Source organism: Nonomuraea sp. NPDC049725, from assembly GCF_040674795.1.
In the GTDB taxonomy this organism is placed as follows: domain Bacteria; phylum Actinomycetota; class Actinomycetes; order Streptosporangiales; family Streptosporangiaceae; genus Nonomuraea; species Nonomuraea ceibae.
The window spans coordinates 171,120-189,728 of record NZ_JBFANJ010000018.1 but is presented as its reverse complement, the minus strand read 5'-3'; the positions used below and the strand labels follow the sequence as shown (position 1 = coordinate 189,728).

Here is an 18,609-nt window from a genome sequence, read left to right as displayed (position 1 = left end):
ACCTCTGCCGTACTGACCTTGGAGGACTCCGGGACATGGGGAAACTGGTGCGAGACAAAATTCCGGACATCATTCGCCAGAGCGGCCAGGAACCGGCCGTCACGGTGCTCCCCGAGGACGCCTACCGAGATGCCCTGGTGGCCAAGTTGTTCGAGGAGTCCACCGAGCTCGGGCAGGCGTCACCAGACGAGGTATCCGGCGAGATCGCTGACGTGTACGAGGTCCTACGCGCTCTGGCCGCGGTCCACGGGCACGACTGGGCCACGATCGAAGCGGTCGCCGCGGCCAAACGTGAAGAGCGCGGAGCCTTCCGCGAACGCCTCTACCTCGCGTGACCGTACCCGCCTGGGCCGGGACGGCCGAGAACTTCCGCCGCCTCCCACAGCTTGGGCGGCTCAAGCAGTTCGGCAGCGTTCATCCTTGCCTCCCACGCCGGTCGGTATAAGCAAGCTAGAGCACGCCACCGACAAACGCGCAGCCCAGGCCCGCTGCTCCAGCAGCCCTGCGACGCTGTCCGAGTTGATCGGCTCGCCAAGCACTTTGTGACTCCACTCACATTTGACCGGATGTGCGAACCAACCCGCCGGCTATTCGGTCAACCTGCTAGACGAGGGTCCGCGGTACCGGGTTGATATCGCAGAGGAGCCAGATGTCCGCAGTGCAGACGAACGACGGTCAGAGGCTCGAGCCCAGTGGCCGCAAATCGACCTGGCGCGTCGTCGCCACCGTGCTCTTTCCCTGGATGACCGCGAAGTTCCTGTACAAGCCCCGGGTCGGCCCGTCGCCCAAGGACCGGATGCTGGACCGGCTGGCCTTCTGGCGGTCGATTATCGGCCTCGGCGTGATCCTGGTGGCGACCTCGCACTACCAGGACGTCTGGGGCAACATCATCCAGAAGGCGATGGAAACCGGGCGGCTGGCCGTCATCCTGCTGCCGCTGGCGCTGCTCACGATATTCATCGTGACCCGCTCCGGACTTCGCGCCCAGCTGCTGCCCGGCGTGCTGCGCCTGATCGGACGCTCGGTGCTCGCGCTGGCCCTTTTCTACCTGCCGATCGTGTTGATTTTCGCCGCGTCCGGCAACCTCAGTTTCGCCTCGCTGGCCAATGGTGAGGCCGAGTTCACCAGTGACATCGACATCAACGCCTCAGGGGGCGCGGCACTCTGGGTTCTCCTGGCGATACTCTTGGCGATCGTTCTCGTTCCCTGGTTCTTCTGCCTCTGGTATTGCACGATCTACTGGGCGGCGCGCACCGGGTTCTGGATGGGCGAGGTCCATCCGCTGCTCGCGCCGATCGGCACAACGGTGCTCATGCTGCTGATCAGCGGCCAGGAGCTCATCGCGCGCGACACCAAGGGCGTGCCCGACTGGCTGTGGCTCACGCTGAACCTTTGCGGTGCCGCCACGGCCCTGGTGCTGGCCGTGCTCGAATACCGGCATCTCCGGTCGACCGGCTACCGGTTCCGTAACGGCCCGGAACCCGTGACCCAGGATTCGGACGACTCGGCAGCCGCCGATCAGATCTAAGGCCCCGCCGTGCGACAAGTCGGAGTTCCCGGTCTCAATCTGCCTGGCCGGCGACTGCTCGGCCGTCACACTGTGATCTGCGGCCATCGCCTGGCCTCCTTCGTGGATGCACACCGTTCGAAGGATCACGCGATGGCCGTCCACTTACCGCAGCTCAAGGTCACTCCCAGGCGCCCACCAGGGTGAACCCCGCCCAATAGTACGGATCGGCGTAAGGCCGGTAGCCGGTCGGCGCGGGCGTTGCCCTGCTCGCCCGGCGGGAGCGCGCGAGCAGGGCGGTGAGCTCCAGGGCCTCCGGCGAGTCCGGCGCGGCGGCCGCGAGCAGTTCCTCGTAGGCCGCGTACGCCTCGGCGAACCGGCGGGCCTTGAGCAGCGCGTCGGCGAATCCGCGATCGAGCTGTCGTCGCGTGCCGGCGTCCGATGAGCCGAGCTCGGCGCGGATCTGCTGGTGGTAGGAGATCAGCCGGTCCGGGCGGAGGGCCGCGAGCGAGAGCTGGGCCTGGCGAAGCGCTTCGGCCTTCGACGTGCCGGACGCCCACCGGGCGTAGAACTCGCGCAGCAGGAGCACGGTCGAGATCTCCTCCACTTTCCAGAGCGTGACCAGCACGGACGCCGCTCCGGCGTAGAGGAGCGAGCGGGTGAGGCCGATGAGCTCGTCGCCGGGGCGGTGCCTGCCGAGCCCGCTGTCGCAGGCCGCGAGCGTCACCAGGTCGGCGTCCAGGCGCAGGTCGAGGATGTCCGCCGCGGTCAGGAGGTCGCCTCTCGCCAGATGGACGCCGGACCTGAGCGGCTCCTCGGAGTCGAAGAACCCGTGACAGGCCAGATGCAGCAGGTCGAGGCGGCCCTGTTCGGCGATGGTGGCGAGGACCCGCTCCTTCGTGACCTCGGCTCCGCTGAGGACGCGGGCGTCGAACCGGGCGGCCAGATCGGCGGCCTGGAGGCGGCCGTGCACCACGGGCGCGTCGGCCATCGTGTCCGCCACGACGATCGCCCCGGCTCGCCGGGTCTCCGCTCGCCCGCCCGTACGCGGCTTCGTACGTGCTCGGACGTGCCGCAGCGCCGAGGCGCTGGGCAGGTAGACCACCGGGTTGCGGGTGATCAAAGGGCCCGTGACCCCGTCGCCGAGATCGATGTCGAGCGCGCCGAGCGGCACCTGGTGCAGCGGGCCGTGCGGGACCAGGCAGATGACGTCGCCCGGTTCGCTCCAGCGGAGCGCGGGGGCCGGCAGGCCCGCGTAGTTCTCCCTGGCCTCGGCCAGGAACCGGCTCGCCAGCTCCTTCGGCGTGCCCGGAGCCTGGCCAGGGCGCTGATCCGGGGTTCGTGCCTTCAGGCCGGAGTGCGGGTCGCGGTTCACCCGGACCCCGTCGTGCGCGCCGGTGACGCCGAAGGTGACCACGGGCCCCTCGGTCACGTGGAAGGCGAGCAGCAGTGTCGTGGACCCGGTAAGGAGCGCGCGGATCTCGCTCGTTCCGGCCGGGGTACCCCGGCGAAGTGCCGCGTACTCGGCCAGCTCCGGTGCGGCTGATTGGCGTTCCATGCCTGCCCAGACCTCGTTCAGCTCCCGCAACGCGGTGCGCCACGCGCCGATCGCCGCGGCCCTGGCGGCGCCGTCCGTGCCGGACACCTTGGTACGCGCCGCGGCCTCGGCCTCGATCGCACGGCGCTCGGCCGCCGCCCAGTGCCCGCTCGCCCTGCTCAGCACGCCGTCGCCCAGGAGTTCCAGCAGGACACGCGCCCGCCCGAGCTCGCTCACCTCCAGCGCGGCGGCGGCGGGATCCGACGGCCACAGCCGGGCCGGGCCGGGCACACCGGCGGTCAGCAGGTCCACCGTCATGGCGCACGCCTCGGCGAGCAGCCTGCCCTGCGTGATCCGGGCGTCGGGCTCCAGGTAGTCGGCGCGCAGTTCCTCCAGCGTGGCGCGCGCCTCGGACAGCAGCCGGTAGGCGTTGCCGGGGTCGACCATGCGGTCCAGGCGGGCGAGCTCGATGCCGGTCTCGGCCGCCGCCAGCCGCTGGCCGTTGGCCTTGGCCCAGGCCAGGGCTCGCCGCAGCTCCCGCCGCGCCCGTCGGGTCCGGCCGTCGGACGCGTCTTCGCGCGCGCCCGCGAGCAGTTCGAGGTGCGCGGTGAACGGTGTCGGATAGAGCGCCGTCTTGTCGGCGGCCGACCGGCGCAGCCGCTTGAGTATCCGCCGGCCGACGGCGAGGATCGCGTGCCGGGTGAGCGGCGGATATCGCTCACCGCGCGGCTCCTCGTCCTCGCTCAGCAACGCCTTGAATGCCGCCGGGGACTGTACGCTTCCCGCGAGCTCGAGCCAGGAGGCCTGGTCCGCCCCGGGCGGGGCAAGGGGGACCCCGCGCCGAGCCGCCAGCTCCCGCACCCCGGGATCGATCGCCGTGTCCTCGGCCACCCCGCGCAGGAGCCGCAGCGCGTCGCCGTCCCTGCCGAGCTCGGCCAGGGTCAGGCCGTGCGCGACCCGGGCAAGCGCGGCGGCGGACCGCCGCTCGGTGCGGTCGAACAGCTCCACGGCCTGCGCGCCGAGGATCTCCGCCTCCTCGATCCGGCGCAGGGCGAGCAGGGTCTGCGAGTGCATCAGCGTCGCCCATCCCCGTTCCGCGCGGATGGCCTCGAAGATCACGTCTTGGACGGTGTCCGGCTGGCGTTCTGCCACCCGCCCGGCCAGCTCCAGCCCTTCCTCCACCAGGTCGAACAGCGGCAGCATGTGCTGGTCGGACAGCCCCGGCTGCTGGTGGACCGCACCCCGGCGGTGTACGGGCACGCCCTGGCTCATCTGGAGCGGGACGATCCCCAGCCACCGGATGAGATCCATGCCTCTGCGCTGCGGGAGTCCGCTCTCCCACGTGTGCAGCCACGATCCCCAGAGCTTGAGCCGCTGCAGTTCGGGGCTGCGGCGCAGCTGGGCGATCGTCACCCTCGGGTTCGGCAGGCGCCACATCACCAGCCCGGCACGGAACACGTAGATCATGCTGAGCGTCAGCCCGGCCATGACGATGCCGGGATGGGGGTGCACGAGCGTGCCGATGAGCAGCAGCGTCAGTCCTCTGTCCGACAGCGTGAGCGCCAGCAGCCCGACCGGGAACATGACCACCGCGTACGCGGCGTTGATCGCCGGGACGGACGTGCGGATCGGCCTGTGGGCGCGGGAGTCCAGGAGGTAGACGCCCACGACGGCCATGGTCCACAGCGGCGAGCCGTCCCGTGGCCAGGCCGAGGCCAGCCAGTCGCCGAACGGGCCCGCGACGAGATACGCCATCAGGGCCAGTTCGGCGACGGCTCCGACGGACAGCGCCTCCCGGGCGAGCGGTGCGTCACCGCTGGTGACGGTGATGAACGCGGCGACCACCAGGATCGCGAGCCAGCCTCCCAGCAGCGAGGCCATCAGGAAGCCGGGCGGCAGCCCGGACGGCACGGCCCCTGCCAACGCTCCCGCCGAGACCAGCACGACCACGGCGCCGGGCAGAATCATCAGCGACCACAGCAGCGTCCGGCTGAAGGTACCCCATCGGCTGGGCGGGACGGTGAGAATCGCCCGCTGACGGGCGATCCTGTCCGCTCTGCCTTGCTCGCGGTCGGCCGTACGCTGCTCGTTGCGTGACCGGAGTGACCAGGTCGCCCACCGGAGCCGTTCGAGTCGCCAGCCCGGATCCCGGCTCCAGCCCCGGGAGGTCATGCACCAGTCGGCGAGTTCGCCGAGCGCTCCGGCGACGACGACCGGCAGCGCCACAGCCGCCCAGAGCGTTTCGTCCCCCAGGACGGGACCGTACGTGATCGTGGCAGCCACCGGCAGGTACGTCAGGCCGGCGAAGGAAAGCAGCCCCAGCAACGCGCCGAGCACGACGGCTCCGGCCGCCGTGTCCGCTACGGGCCGCAGGACCGGGGTGAAGGCGAGGAGGACGACGGCCAAGATCGCTATGACGAGCAGTGCTGAGAGGGCCTGCTTGTTGCGGACGGCCCTGCGGCGCCACGCCGGCATCCTGCTGCGGCGACGCGGCCGGGTCCGCCGGCGTTCGGCCACACAGATGGCCACGGCGACGCCGAAACAGCACCACCACAGCGGGTCGGCGAGGGTCATCCGGCACTCCAGGGAACGTCGAAGGGGATGCCGTCGTCCCAGAAGGCGGCGAGCCGCTCCCAGAGGACGATCTCGTCCTGCAGCGTGTCCGGCGGCTCGATCCCGAGCTGCCCGAGCAGGGTGCGCCGGTGCAGGTCGAACGCGACCTCGACATGCCCGCCGTACAGCACCGCCGCTGGGGTGGCGGCCCGGTGCGCGGCCAGGGTGACGAGCACGCCCGTCGCGGCGCACACGGCCGTCGGGAGGCTCTCGCGGCCGGAGAACGCCAGGGCCGCCAGCGCGGCGACCGTGAACACGTAGGCGACCACGGTGAGGGTGAGCATCAGGATCATGTTCGTGCGGGCGGCGGCGAGGTCGACGAGGGACTGCTGGGTGAGCATCGGCTGCAGGCGGGGCCACACCGAGCTCGGCCTGATGCCGTAGCGGGCGCGCGCGTACTGCTCGGAGCGGCGCAGCGCGTTGCCGAACCGGGTCGGCAGTACCTCTTCGGGCACGTCGGGGGACGGGTAGACGGTGGAGAGCGCCTTGCGGGCGCAGGCCTGCTGGTGCCGCGATCCGGTGCGGCTGAGGCGTTTCCAGCGCCGCAGCCGCGCCCTGTGGTAGGCGGACCAGACGCGAGCCGCGGCCCGCCCGAGAGGTGTCGGCCACGTGCCGGCGAACAGCTCGACCAGCTTGGGCTGCGCCGCGGTGAGCAGCAGCGAGACGAACGCGACGACGACGGCGAACGCTCCGCAGCGCAGCCATTGGACGGTGGCGTCGAGCGCCTTCCACCCGGCCAGCGCTTGGGAGAGACCGGTCACGTACGCCCAGAGGAGTAACAGTCCGGCGCAGAGGAGGAGCGCGGGGAGCACCGCGGTCAGCATGAAACGGCGATCGACCGGGCCTGTCAGCAACGGCAGCATCAGCGTCGCCCCGGGCTACGCGTACAGCCGGATGTCGTGCTCCATGACCGGGTTGCCGCATTTCAGCGGGCGGAGCCGGTTCCATTCGGTGATCTCGTTCGGCCAGCCGCACCCCGGCTCCCGGCACAGCAACCGGTAGTGCGGCCGGCCGTGATCCGGCAGATCGGGGAACCGGTTGTCGCCCGCCTCTCCCCCGGGACCGAGCGAGCGCTCGGCGGCCTGCGTGGCGAAGAAGTCGTCGATGACCTCCTGGGGCACGACAGCCGTCGGCGCTCCCGTGGGCGAGACGAGCACCACCCCCGCCGGGTCGGGATCGATGTCGAACAGGCTCGCCGCGCCCGGCGCGAGCAGGTCCCCGATCGGGGTCTCCTCCGGCACGACCAGCGCCCCCGCCGCCGGGGCCAGATCCGGGCCTGCCGTGGAACCGCCGCGCAACAGCCCGACGATGCCGTCCCTGGAGGTACGGACGACGAGGAACCTGACCTCCTGCGCCACGCCCGCGGCGGGAGGTGCGTCGACCACCAGGAAATCGGTGGTCGCCAGCTTGCGTAGCGACACTTGCGAATCGGATGCCGACGAGGGGAAGAGCGACATGCGTGACCCTCCGTGGAGACGGCGACGCTGACCGTATGCCTAGGATGACGCAGGAAGCCTGGCCGAGGGGCGATCCGGGAAAACTCGGCCAGAGCGCGCTTCATGCGTGATCTGCCAACGCGGCCGTCAGGTGGCCCGTGCGCAGTTCTTGCTGTTCGACCCAGCCTTTCCCCTCTGCGGCGATGCCTTCCAGGACGTGGAGGGTGTGCGGGAGGCCGGCGGCATCCAGGGACACTTCGGACACCCGGCCAGGGTTTTCGTCCTGCTGGAGGTCCTCGAACCCGGAGCTCACCTCGACGCTGATCTTGTCGCCGTTGACGAGAGTGAGCTCGAAGGTGCGCTCGTCGTTGTCCGATTGGCTGACCTGTACGGAGGCGACGGCTTCGAAGCGGTAGTTGAGCCGCTGCTCGTCGTGGAAGGTGGCGTTCAGGAAGTCGAGGGTGACCGTGAGCTGGCGGACGCCTTCCTGGGTGATGAGGAAGACCAGGAGCTGATACTTCTTGTAGCGCCACGGGCCGCCCCTCATGCGCGCGCGGGCGCTCGATCGGGCGGGGGCCTCGATGAAGGCGTGAGCGATGACGTGGCTCATGGTGAGCCTGTAGTGCCGCAATGCCTTGTCGAGGAGTACTTTCCGGTCGCAGTCCAGCCAGTCCGCTATCTCCTCATCACGAGGTTTGTCCGCCATTTTCGCGCGCCAACGGTCCAGGGCTGCCAGGTCGGACTTCAGGGTCTGGTCGCTTTCGAGCTGGTCCGCGGCGTAGCGGCGGCGCTCAAGGACGATGTGGAGCCAGGCGCGGGCACCGACCCAGGCGGAGATCAGCAGGAGGATGATCGTACCGATCGCGCGCAGGGGCTCGACCGGTACGGCGCCGATCGCTGCCCAGCCGCCTGCGCCTGCGAGGGTGAGGCCCCCCAGTATCGCCAGGGCTTTCGTCCGTGTCGGGGTGGCGAGTTCCGCACGATAGCTCCACAGCGTGCCTTCTCTTTGGCGGGTGCTGGCGTCGCTCGCTCGATGCCGGATGAGCCAGGCGATCCTCTCGACCCCGGCCCGTGTTTCTCCGTAGACCTCCGCGAGTTCGTCACGCAGGCTGCAGCGGATGCCCCTGGTATGGACCATCCAGTTGTCACGGTCCACACCCGGCGGCAGGTACGTGGCGAAGTAGTGGTCGATGCGGTGCTCCGCCCTCTTCGCGAAACTGCCGCGCTCGGCCTTGGTCGTGGGCCCCAGATACTGCCGGTCCTTGGCACGGCGGCGCACCACACGGAAATGCCAGTCCGCGGCGTTACGCGCACCGACGTAGGCGCCGGCGACGCCGAGCGTGTACGCGAGCACGAGGAGGATGCGGCCGGTCTGCAGGATCAGGTGGCCGAGGTAGGCAGTGGCCATGACCAACGTGACCGCGGCCGTCACTGCACCGGCTCGCGTGGACAACGGGATGTCAGGGGGCCTCGGGGTCCGGGGCAGTGGCTCTTTCGGGGCCGGGTGGAAGAACTTCCAGATCCGGTCCTTCCGTCCCCCTGCCATCTGCTCGGTCCTGGCCTTCGTCAGCGCGAGACGCCACAGATGGTCCTCGATGGGGCCCTCGAGATACAGCTCCAGATGCTCCAGGATCAGGCTGCGCTGTGGTTCGCGGAGCGCGTCGAGGTCCTTGACCACGACACGGATGTCCTCCTCAGGCTTGCCCGCCGACTCGAGGAGACGGTCGATGATGCGTACGCCGTCGCGCCACGGGTCTTCACCCGAGAGCCGCATGATGGCACGCCGGTCCCGCAGCTGGGCGATCTCGTCCTTGGTCAGCTCGTGCCGCGTCCGGCCGCTCACCATGGCGAGCAGCCAGTAGAAGTAGACCTCGTTGGTGGCGTAGCCGACCCTGGCCTCGTTGATGAGGTGGCGCGCCGGTCCTGGCATGCGGCCTTTGAGGAAGGAGACACCGGCCCGGAACTTGGTCTCGGGCGGATCGTGCGGTGTCGTCATGTAGATGGCATCGACGTGAACCGTCCCTGCCTGCACGGCGACATGAGAGTCTGTGGCCACGTTCTCGACGTGGGGTCCTGGGTCCGTCATGACAGGGATTGGGCCAGGGTGATGATGACGGCCAACTGCGCGGCCAGGTCGGCCAGGTCGCCGACGAGCCCGCGCAGCTTCTTCAGCGCCAAGGTCAGCGTGTTCTTGCGCTCCGCGGACTTCGCCTCCAGCGCCTGATCGGCGGCGACGAGCTCCGCTTCGGCTGCCTTGTACGTCGCCTCGTCCAGGCGTCCGTCGGCCCAGGCCTGCCACAGGCTGGAACGGAACCCGGCCAGCGCCTGAGGCAGGTCCTCCGGCTGGGAAGTCTCGGGGGCGATCCGCACTCCGCCGTGCACGCTGCCCGCCTGCACTCCGACGCGGGCGTTTCCCGTGGCGATGTTCCTGGTGGTCTCAGGCATGGTGGTGCTCCTTGTCGCGGGTTCTTCGGTGGACAACTCCTCGGCCAGCGCCGCGGCGAACGTGGCCGCGTTGGCCGCGGCTCTCGGCTGCCACTGCTGGCCGTCCGTGGCTTCCTTGGTGCCGTCGGCCCGGTCACTGATGCCGCGGACGACGACGACGGGCAGTGCCCGGTTCAGGTGACCGGCCTGTGCGACGCCGGCGCCTTCCATCTCGATCGCGCGTGCGTCGTTGTAGTGGTCGCGAATCCAGCGGGCGTGCTCGGAAAGCCGGGAGTTCAGGACCACCTCCCCTGCGGCGATGGGCCCGAAGTGCACCTGCGGGCGGGGATCCAGATCGTCGGCCCAGGAGCCGCTGCGGTGCAGGTGCTGGGCGATCTGCTCAGCGGCGTGTGAGGTCTGCCAGACGCGGGGGCGGCTCTTGAAGCCGTCGTCCTCGCTCGTACCGCCGTGGAAGGCGTACACGTGCGTGGCTACCACGACGTCCCCGAGCGCGATGTGCGTGTGCAGCGCGCCGGCCACGCCCACGAAGAGCAGAGCTGCCGGCCGGAACTCGGCGATGGCGCGTTCGGCCAGCACCGCGGCCGAATGGTTGCCCTTGCCGACGTGCGCGAGGGCGACGCGACCTCGCCGGTTCGCCAGGCGGCCCACCTCGAACAGGGTGCCTTGCGGGTGCCGGTGCAGGCGCAGGCCGGTCAGCTTCTCTTTGATCGCCTGGTATTCCAGGTCTAGGGCGGTGAGGATCACGACTGGGCTCACTGCGCCTGCTCCTTTCCGTTCGGCGGATCGACGGGACGGATCATCGGGGGGTAGAGCGCCTCACGAGGCCCGGCTCTGAACAGCCGGGCGGGTCGGCCGGTCGCGGCCTTGCGCGCCGAGCCGGCCGGGATGATGAAACCGTCAGTTTTCTTGATCTTTCGGTAGAAGTTCCGGGGGTCGAGGGGCATCCCCCAGACCGCCTCGTACACGTCCTGGAGGTCGGTGATCGTGAACGTCGGACCGACGAAGGCCGTGGCGAGTGCGGAGTGTTCGAGCTTTGTCCGGGCGCGCTCGACGCCGTCGGTGACGATGCGCCGGTGGTCGAAGGCGAGGTTCAGCTCGCCGGAGAGCACGCGGTCCGTGGGCTGCCATCCGGCGTCGGCGGCGTCGGTCCCGGCGGTCGGCTCGGGCAGCCTCGGGGCGATGGCCAGGAAGGCGACGCTCACCACCCGGCCGCGGGGGTCGTGGCCGGGATCGTCGTAGACACCGAGCTGTTCCAGGCAAAGCGTCTCCACATCCAGGTCGGCCTCCTCCGCGAGCTCGCGATGAGCCGCGGCGACGAGGCTTTCTTGTGAGTGCTGAAGGAATCCGCCCGGCAGGGCCTGGGCGCCCTTGTACGGCTCGATGCCGCGCTCGACGAGCAGCACGTGCAGACGCGCTTCTCGCAAGGTAAGGATCACCAGGTCAACGGCGAGCAAGACGGCCGGCGGCTCCCATGGGTCGTCGCTCATGGGGCCGACTGTACGTTTTTGTCAATCTGACAAAAAGTAGCGCGGTGGTTAGCTTCGCCATCCGTCGATGACGTTCCGCGCTAAAGCGGACATGGGGGGTCGGCTGCTCGGTGTGGTCATGCCGAGGACGTTAGGCCGCCCCACCGACAATTTCGTGCCAGTGCCATTCGCGCGCCCGGCTATTGTCCGGATATTTCCGGATAAAAGGGGTTCTGAAGCGCGCATTCCGCCTAAGGAGAAGAGCGCTAGGAAGATCTTTTGGGCTTTCCTATGACTCGCCATTGGGTGCCACGCCACACTGAAGGCCGTGACGAACGATCTCACCGAAGCGCGGGACCGTCTGGTTCCCCCTCGCCGGCTCCACCAGGTCGCGGCCCTGCTCAACATGCCGAACCTGGACGAGACCACCCCCCAGGACGGGGTTCCGCCATCCAGGCAGCAGGCGACGCTGTATGCGGGCATCGCTGACTGGGCTCGGCTCTCGGCGATGGCGGCCGATCAACTCGACGAGTCGGGCGCACCCGAGATCGCCGACGAGTTCGTCTACCTGGTCGAATACACCGACCAGCATGCCAAGGGCTGGCACCCGGCGCCCAGCGAGCACTCCGACGGGATCACGTTCGCCGAGCGGGCCGAGGTGGTCGCGCGTACCGTCATGGGCCGCTACATCACCCACCTCGCCGATCATCGCGACGACTACGAGTTGTGGCTGGTGGATTCGCTGTCCCTGCGGGTCAGCGTGTGGAACGCGCGTACGGCCAACGAGGCGCGTTCGCGTGATCGGCGGCTCGCTTACTCATACTCGGGGCACACGTTCCAAGAACTGCAGATTCCTCCGAATGCCGTGGAGATTCGTACGCCGGTTCAGATTCATCGGTTCATGACGCATTACATCACCTGCTGTTCTGAACCGGAGCATGGGGAGATTTATCCGGGTAATTGGGCTGCGTTGCCGACCGATGCCCTCTATTCGTACTTGCGGTATGGTCCGCTCTCCCCTGGCTCGGCCGGCTGATTCTGGGCGAGGGCACGACGGCATGACCTTCGCCCGGGGAGAGCTGACGACCTGGAGCCGGCCGACGCGGGTGCGTCGGCCGGGCGGGTCAGTCCTGGGCGGGGGTGAGCAGGGTGGTGAGGTGGTCGGCGATGGCGGAGATGGTGGGTTGCTGCCACAGCAGGGTCGCGGGGAGGCGGCAGCCGAAGCGCTTGTCCAGGCGGCGCCTGACCATGACGGTCATCACCGAGTCGAGCCCCTGCTCGACGAGGGGGCGGCGGATCGCCAGGTCTGCCGGGGCGAGCCGCATCACCGACGCGATCTCCGCGCGGGTCTCGTCGAGGACGTACGCGCGCAGCTTCTCCGGTGACAGCCCGGCGAGCGATTCCGCAGGCTCCTGGAGGTCGTCCTCGGCCGCCACGGGTGCGTCGATGACCGGGTAGCGAAGACCGGTCAGGTGGCCGATCACGTGGCCGCCGGCGTCGGCCAGGAGGGCGAGGACCGTGTCGTCGGCTGCCGGGTCCACGGCGGCGTCGATGATGACGGTGTCCGGCGGGGTGCCGGTCAGCGCCACCTCGTCGATGTGCACGACCATGCGCAGCACCGGGTCGCCGGGGAACACGCAGGGGGCCACGGACATCACCGCGTCGAGCGCCGGCGCCCAGGTGGGGGGCGTGTCGGCGGGGTGCGGGGTGTGGACGGTCGCGCGGAGGGCGCCGTCGCGGCCCAGCAGTGTCTCGATCGTCCAGTCGAAGCCCGTGGTGGGGACGCCGACGGCGGCCAGCCGGGCGTGGACGAAGCCGGGGTCGATCGGGGTGAGTCCGGCCGCGTCCGCGTCGGGCAGTGTGCCGTCCGGGGCCCAGGTGGCCGCGCCGGTCGAGGCGGTGGCCGTCGGGGCGGTGGTCGTCGACGCGGTGACGTGGACGAGCCAGGTGGGTTCGGGTTCGCCGGGGGTGGCGGGCGTGCGGGCGGCGAGCCGGATCGCGGGAGGCTCGTGGACGACCTGGATCTGCCGGCGTTCGGCGGTCATCAGGGGGTGCATCATCTCCACATCGGAGAGTACGGGCGGCGAAGCGCCCTCCCCAGAACCGGCCGCCCCAGAACCGGCCGCTCCCGTACCGGCCGCCTCCAGGAATGTGTTCACCAGGACCGCGGCAGGCACGATCTCGATGCCGCTGACGGCGTGGCTGCCCGGGTAGGGGCGGTTCGCGTCCTCCAGGCTGGTGCGCCACAGGCGCGTCGCGCTGCCCGCGAGGTGCGTGCCGGCCCCGAGCAGGGTGTGGGAGCGTACGTCGTGGCCGCGGTTGTCGTCGCCGCCGGAGGCGTCGCGCCAGTGGCGGCGGTGCTGCCAGGCGTAGGGCGGCAGGTCGGCCAGGCCGCCGCCGGGCTGCAGTCGCCGCCAGTCCACGTCGATGCCGTGGCAGTGCGCCAGGCCCAGCGCCGTCAGGAACGTCGCCTGCTCGGGCTGGTTGCGGCGGAGCGTCGTGCCGACGAAGACGTCCTCGAACCCGGCCTCCTCCAGCGTCTCGGTGACGGAGTGGGCGACCACGGGATGCGGGGAGATCTCCAGGAACGCCCGGTAACCGTCCTGCGCGGCGGCGGTCGTGGCGGAGGCGAGGCGTACCGGGTCGCGGAGGTTGGCCGCCCAGTAGGCGCTGTCCAGGACGGGCGTCGACCTGGGGTCAGGCAGCGCGGTGGTGTACATGGGGATGCGGGGCGCGCCGAACGGGAGGTCGGCGAGCGAGGCCGCGAGCTCGACGGCCAGCGGTTCCATCTGGGGGCTGTGGAAAGCCACGTCGGAGGCGACCCGGCGGACCACGATGCCTTCGGCGGGCCACTCGTTCAGGACCGCCTCGACGGCGGCGACGTCGCCGGACAGCACGGTGGAGCCGGGCGCGGAGGCGATGGCGGCGACCAGGTCGGTACGGCCGGCGAGCCGCTCGGCCGCCTCCTCGAACGACAGTCCGGCCATCACCATGGCCCCCTTGCCCTCGGCCTGGCGCAGCAGCCGGGAGCGGCGGCAGATCAGGCGCGCGCCGTCGGCGACGCTCATCGCGCCGGCTGTCACGGCCGCCGCGATCTCGCCGACGGAGTGGCCGATGACGGCCGTCGGCCGCACGCCGTGGGCGTTCCAGAGCCGGGCGAGTCCCAGCTGCATGACGAAGATCATGGTCTGGACGCGGTCGATGCCGTCCAGGGCACCCTCGGTGAGGACCTGCCGGGGGGAGAAGCCGATCTCCTCGGCGAAGATCGGCTCGATCTCGTCGACGACGGCGGCGAACTCGGGCTCGGCGAGCAGGTCGCGGCCCATGCCGCGCCACTGGCACCCTTGCCCGGAGAACACCCAGACGGGGCCGGGGCCCAGGTCGGGCAGCACGTCGCCGGTGAGGACGGATTCGGACGGCAGGTCGTCGGCGAGCCTGCGCAGGCCGGTGGTCACCTCGTCGTGGCCGGCGCCGATGACGACGGCTCGGCGGCCGAGGTGGGTGCGCCGCAGGGCGAGCGTGTGCCCGGCCGAGGCGAGGTCGAGGCGCTTGAGCTGTTCGGCGAGCGTGCCCGCGTACTGGCGCAGCGCCGCCTCCGACGCGGCCGACACCGGGAACAGGCGCGCCCCGGACAGCTCCCCCTGCCGCGCCGCGGACAGCTCCCCCTGCCGCGCTCCGGCCGGCTCGCCCGCCGGCGGCTTCGCCGCTTCCGCAGGGGCCTGTTCGAGGAGGATGTGCGCGACCGTGCCGCCGTAGCCGAAGCTGGAGACGCCCGCCCGGCGGGGGTGGTCGCTCTCGGGCCAGGCTGTCCGTTCGGTGACGACGCTGAGCCCGGAGCTGTCCCAGTCGATGGCCGGGTTCGGGGTGGTCAGGACGGTCGGCGGGATCTCGCCGCGGTGGAGGGCGAGCACCGCCTTGATGATCCCGGCGATGCCGGCGGCGCCTTCGAGGTGGCCGATGTTGGACTTGACCGAGCCGATGAGGCACGGGTCGCCGGGCGCGCGGCCGGTGCCGTAGACGGCGGCGAGGGCGCCGGCCTCCAGCGGGTCGCCGAGGCGGGTGCCGGTGCCGTGCGCCTCGACGTAGCCGACCGTGGCGGGCGAGACGCGCGCCTGGCGCAGCGCCCTGGTCATCACGTGTTCCTGGGCCTCGCCGCACGGCGCCATGATGCCGTTGGTGTGCCCGTCCTGGTTGACGGCGCTGCCGATGACGAGCGCGAGGACGCGGTCGCCGTCGCGGCGCGCGTCGGACAGCCGTTTGAGCACGACGACGCCGCAGCCCTCGCCGCGCCCGTAGCCGTCGGCGGCGGCGTCGAACGACTTGGACCGGCCGTCGGGGGCCAGGGCTCCGGCGGTGCCGAGCGTGAGGGTCTGGCCGGGGGTGACGAGCAGGTTGACGCCGCCGGCCAGGGCGACGTCGCTCTCGCCGAGCCGCAGGCTCTGCGCGGCCAGGTGGAGCGCGACCAGCGACGCCGAGCAGGCGGTGTCGACTGCCATGCTGGGCCCGCGCAGGTCCAGGGAGTAGGAGATGCGGTTGGCGACGGCGCAGGTCGCGGCGCCGATGCCGGTCCACGCCTCGATCTGTGGCAGGTCCTCCAGCAGGCGGCTGCCGTAGTCGGCGGTGCACACGCCGACGAACACCCCGGCGTCGGTGCCGGCCAGCTCGTGCGGGGGCAGGCCGGCGTGTTCGAGCGCCTCCCACGCGGTCTCCATGAGGATCCGCTGCTGCGGGTCCATCAGCTCGGCCTCGCGCGGCGACAGCCCGAAGAACTCGGCGTCGAAGCCCTCGACGTCGTTCAGGAAGCTGCCGTGGCGCACGGCGTCGCGCAGCGCGGCGGCGTCCTCGGGGCTGCGGTTCTCGTACGGGAGCCAGCGTTCGGCGGGCAGCGGCCGGGTGGTGTTGCGGCCGTCGCACAGCAGGTCCCAGAACGCGTCAGGTGAGCCGGCGTCGCCGGGGAAGCGGCAACCGATCCCGATCACCGCCACCGGTTCCGGCCGGATCCCGCTCGGACTATCGACCATCGCGCTCGTTTTCCCTTCGATGACTACGCGGTTTCGGTGACGGCTCTCAGCACCACGGAGGCGTGTCGAGGATCTTGATCACGGCGCCGGAGACCGTGACTCCGGGGCCGGTGCCGAGCATCAGCAGGTGGTCGCCGGGGCCGAGCTGCCCGGTGGTGAGCAGCCGGTCGAGGGCGAGGACCTGGTCGCTGGCCCCGCAGTGGCCGATGGTGCGCCCGTACTCCCAGGTGGAACGTGACATGGGCAGGTCGAGCAGGGCCATGCAGCGCTGTTCGACGATCTCCTCGGAGTAGTTCATGAAGGCGACCCGGGTGAGGTCGCGGGCCTCGATCCCGCTCTCGTCGAGGACGCGTTCGACGATCTCCATGAGCGCCCGCTGGATCTTGAACAGGGCGGCGGTGCTCTCGCCCTGGGGCATGACCTGGTTCCGGAACTGGTCGTTCCTGGCCGCGAAGCTGAACTTGCGCCCGACGGTGACGCCGGGCGGGAACAGGGGCTCGGTGCCCCGGTGCAGTTCCTCGGCCTCGGCGACGGTCACCGTGCGCACCGACATCAGGCGGGCGAAGCCGGGCTCCCTGGTGAGCACGAGCGCGCTGGCGGCGTCGCCGCCGACGTAGCCGGGGCCCATGCGCCACCGGTCCATCAGCGGGGTGCCGTAGTTGTCGGCGGCGACCAGCAGGGCGGCCTGCCGGGCGGGGTCGGCGCCCAGGTAGCCGGCGGCGAGCTCCAGGGCGGTGAACATCCCGTTGCAGCCCTGCCGGATCTCGGTGGCCAGGACGTCGCCGTCGACGAGGTTGCGTTGCAGGTAGGAGTGCGGGGGCCAGCCGTCGGGCCCCTGGTGCCAGGTGGAGGCGTACAGCAGGAGGTCGAGGTCGGCGGGGGCGCGCCCGCTGCGCTTGAGCGCGCTCTGCGCCGCGTGCAGCGCCATCTCGGGCGCGGGCAGGTCGCCGGCCACCGCGGCCCCGGCCAGGTTGTGCAGCTCTGCCTCCTCGGCCGGGTACCAGCCCTTGGCGACGGCCTTCTCGACGCTGACGACCGTGCGGGGGACGAAGGCTCCCACCCCGCTGACGTACGTGCCGGGCGGGGTCATGCCGAGGTGAGTTCGTCGAGCATCGCGACGATCGTGGTGACGTCGCGGAAGTTCTCGGGGTCGAGCTTCGCGGCCGGGACCGGGACGCCGAGCTCCTTCCGGATGAAGTTGAGCAGGCGCGCGGTCCGCAGGGAGTCCAGCAGGCCGGACGTCAGGAGCGGGGTGGCCTCGTCGACCTCCAGGCCGGCGTCGTCCGGGACGAGGTTGTCCTGGATGAAGGCGACCAGCCGGTACGTGGTCTCGCCGGTGGTCTGTCCGATCGTCATGCGCGTGCCTCTTTCGTCACGGGAGCGGGCGCGAGCACCTTGAACGCCGCCGCGGCGACCGACGTCCCGGAGCCGAAGCCCACCACGAGCAGGTGGTCGCCGGGCACGAGCCCGCCGGTGGCGATCAGGTGCTCGAAGGCGATGAACTGGTCGACGGCGCCGCAGTGGCCGACGCGCCTGCCGTAGTCCCAGGTGGTCTGCTCGACCTCGATGCCGAGCCAGGACATCTGCCCGTCCAGGTCCTCGCGGCGGCCGTGCGGGAAGGCCACCCGGGTGATGTCGGACAGCTCGATCCCGGCCTCGTCCAGGGTCTGCTCGACCTGCTGCATCATCGTCTTCTGGATCGTCAGGTGGATGCCGGTGCCGCGTTCCTTGAGCAGCCGCTGGCGGAACTCCTCGTGCCGGTCACCGAAGCTGAGCCCCCGGCCGACGGTGGCGTCCGGGGGGAACAGCGGGTAGGCGCCGTCGTTGACCGCGTCGGCCTCGGGGATCGTCGTGGCGTTCACCGACAGGAGCTGGGCCATGCCGTAGTCCTTGCCGAGGACGAGCGCGCAGGCGGCGTCGCCGATCAGCGCGCCGGGCGTCATGCGCCAGCGGTCGACCAACGGGGTGCCGTGGTTGTCGGCGGAGACGACCATCGCGGTCTCGCGGCCCGGGTCGGCCTGGAGGTAGCTGGCGGCCAGCTCCAGCGAGCTGATCATGCCGACGCAGCCGCTGCGGATCTCGTACGCGGGCACGCCGCCGCCGAGCAGGTGCATCTGCAGGTAGTGCTGCGGCTGCCAGCCGTTGGGGCCCTGGTGCCAGACCGACGGGTAGAGCAGCAGGTCGAGCTCGCGCGGGGAGGACTCGCCCCAGCGCTCGTAGGCGTCCACGACGGCGCGCCTGGCCATCTCCGGGGCGGGCATGTCGCCGGCGACCGCGGCGCCGATCTGCTGGAACTTCTCGGCCTCGTCGGCCGGGTACAGGCCCTCGCTGACCGCCTGCTCGACGGTCACGGCGTCCGGCACGTGAACGCCGAGGCTCCTGACGAACATGTTGGAAGTACGCACACGTCCCCTAACTCTGGGCAGGGCATGGCACGGCAAGGGCGCCGTCGTGCGGACGGAGCACCAGGGGAAAGCGGAGTCAGCCGGTCAGCGGCAGCGAGTCGGCGCGTGAGGCCGGAAAAGGCGGCCGGCGGACGAGAGCGTCGTGAATTTCGGAAGTCGGCGGTCAGGCGTTTTTGCGA

General features: G+C 70.8%; 13 protein-coding genes. 3 read left to right on the top strand and 10 right to left on the bottom strand.

Annotated features, from left to right (window positions below; all coding sequences use genetic code 11):
- Both AB0J53_RS36705 and AB0J53_RS36700 read left to right on the top strand, forming a co-directional pair.
- The coding region (locus tag AB0J53_RS36705; RefSeq protein WP_364180805.1) for a nucleoside triphosphate pyrophosphohydrolase at nucleotides 1-335 on the top strand (335 nt) is incomplete at its 5' end.
- Between the two features lie 314 nt (nucleotides 336-649).
- Nucleotides 650-1,528 carry a hypothetical protein gene (locus tag AB0J53_RS36700; RefSeq protein WP_364180802.1) on the top strand — a complete coding sequence of 293 codons (879 nt, stop codon included), beginning with the start codon at nucleotides 650-652 and terminating at the stop codon, nucleotides 1,526-1,528.
- Between the two features lie 160 nt (nucleotides 1,529-1,688).
- Here AB0J53_RS36700 and AB0J53_RS36695 read toward each other — a convergent pair whose 3' ends face one another.
- The 6 genes from AB0J53_RS36695 to AB0J53_RS36670 all read right to left on the bottom strand — a co-directional run bounded on the left by AB0J53_RS36695 (nucleotide 1,689) and on the right by AB0J53_RS36670 (nucleotide 11,025).
- Nucleotides 1,689-5,618, bottom strand: coding sequence for a CHAT domain-containing protein (locus tag AB0J53_RS36695; protein ID WP_364180799.1), 3,930 nt, complete (start codon nucleotides 5,616-5,618; stop codon nucleotides 1,689-1,691).
- Nucleotides 5,615-6,469: a hypothetical protein gene (locus AB0J53_RS36690; protein ID WP_364180796.1), complete on the bottom strand. Its 855-nt coding sequence runs from the start codon at nucleotides 6,467-6,469 to the stop codon at nucleotides 5,615-5,617. Before AB0J53_RS36690 ends, AB0J53_RS36695 begins: the two co-directional genes overlap by 4 nt.
- A 66-nt stretch (nucleotides 6,470-6,535) precedes the next feature.
- A complete protein-coding gene (locus tag AB0J53_RS36685) occupies nucleotides 6,536-7,078 on the bottom strand; it encodes a hypothetical protein (RefSeq protein ID WP_364180794.1) in 543 nt (180 codons plus the stop codon).
- A 136-nt stretch (nucleotides 7,079-7,214) separates the two neighbouring features.
- Nucleotides 7,215-9,125 carry a hypothetical protein gene (locus tag AB0J53_RS36680; protein ID WP_364180791.1) on the bottom strand — a complete coding sequence of 637 codons (1,911 nt, stop codon included), beginning with the start codon at nucleotides 9,123-9,125 and terminating at the stop codon, nucleotides 7,215-7,217.
- A 50-nt stretch (nucleotides 9,126-9,175) separates the two neighbouring features.
- Nucleotides 9,176-10,282: a 5'-methylthioadenosine/S-adenosylhomocysteine nucleosidase gene (locus AB0J53_RS36675; protein WP_364180788.1), complete on the bottom strand. Its 1,107-nt coding sequence runs from the start codon at nucleotides 10,280-10,282 to the stop codon at nucleotides 9,176-9,178.
- 8 nt (nucleotides 10,283-10,290) lie between these two features.
- The gene (locus AB0J53_RS36670) at nucleotides 10,291-11,025 is read right to left on the bottom strand and encodes an NUDIX domain-containing protein (RefSeq protein WP_364180785.1); all 735 of its coding nucleotides are present in this window, start codon (nucleotides 11,023-11,025) and stop codon (nucleotides 10,291-10,293) included.
- A gap of 307 nt (nucleotides 11,026-11,332) precedes the next feature.
- On the opposite strand from AB0J53_RS36670, the gene AB0J53_RS36665 reads away from it, so the two are divergent.
- Nucleotides 11,333-12,040 carry a hypothetical protein gene (locus AB0J53_RS36665; protein ID WP_219500097.1) on the top strand — a complete coding sequence of 236 codons (708 nt, stop codon included), beginning with the start codon at nucleotides 11,333-11,335 and terminating at the stop codon, nucleotides 12,038-12,040.
- A gap of 88 nt (nucleotides 12,041-12,128) precedes the next feature.
- On the opposite strand, the gene AB0J53_RS36660 is transcribed toward AB0J53_RS36665, so the two are convergent.
- From AB0J53_RS36660 to AB0J53_RS36645, 4 genes are all read right to left on the bottom strand, one after another.
- Entirely contained in the window at nucleotides 12,129-15,983 is a 3,855-nt protein-coding gene (locus AB0J53_RS36660) for a beta-ketoacyl synthase N-terminal-like domain-containing protein (protein WP_364180783.1), read from the bottom strand.
- Nucleotides 15,984-16,071: 88 nt separating this feature from the next.
- Nucleotides 16,072-17,115: a ketoacyl-ACP synthase III family protein gene (locus AB0J53_RS36655; protein ID WP_364180780.1), complete on the bottom strand. Its 1,044-nt coding sequence runs from the start codon at nucleotides 17,113-17,115 to the stop codon at nucleotides 16,072-16,074.
- The gene (locus tag AB0J53_RS36650) at nucleotides 17,112-17,381 is read right to left on the bottom strand and encodes an acyl carrier protein (protein WP_364180777.1); all 270 of its coding nucleotides are present in this window, start codon (nucleotides 17,379-17,381) and stop codon (nucleotides 17,112-17,114) included. The genes AB0J53_RS36655 and AB0J53_RS36650 overlap by 4 nt, the downstream gene beginning before the upstream one ends.
- Nucleotides 17,378-18,415, bottom strand: a complete 1,038-nt coding sequence (locus tag AB0J53_RS36645; RefSeq protein WP_219500090.1) for a ketoacyl-ACP synthase III family protein — start codon at nucleotides 18,413-18,415, stop codon at nucleotides 17,378-17,380. The genes AB0J53_RS36650 and AB0J53_RS36645 overlap by 4 nt, the downstream gene beginning before the upstream one ends.
- Between the last annotated feature and the right edge of the window lie 194 nt (nucleotides 18,416-18,609).

Coding starts and splice junctions, on each gene's coding strand:
- AB0J53_RS36645 (WP_219500090.1), bottom strand. CDS start 18,415: ATGTTCGTCAGGAGCCTCGGCGTTCACGTGCCGGACGCCGTGACCGTC.
- AB0J53_RS36650 (WP_364180777.1), bottom strand. CDS start 17,381: ATGACGATCGGACAGACCACCGGCGAGACCACGTACCGGCTGGTCGCC.
- AB0J53_RS36700 (WP_364180802.1), top strand. CDS start 650: ATGTCCGCAGTGCAGACGAACGACGGTCAGAGGCTCGAGCCCAGTGGC.
- AB0J53_RS36670 (WP_364180785.1), bottom strand. CDS start 11,025: ATGAGCGACGACCCATGGGAGCCGCCGGCCGTCTTGCTCGCCGTTGAC.
- AB0J53_RS36695 (WP_364180799.1), bottom strand. CDS start 5,618: ATGACCCTCGCCGACCCGCTGTGGTGGTGCTGTTTCGGCGTCGCCGTG.
- AB0J53_RS36655 (WP_364180780.1), bottom strand. CDS start 17,115: ATGACCCCGCCCGGCACGTACGTCAGCGGGGTGGGAGCCTTCGTCCCC.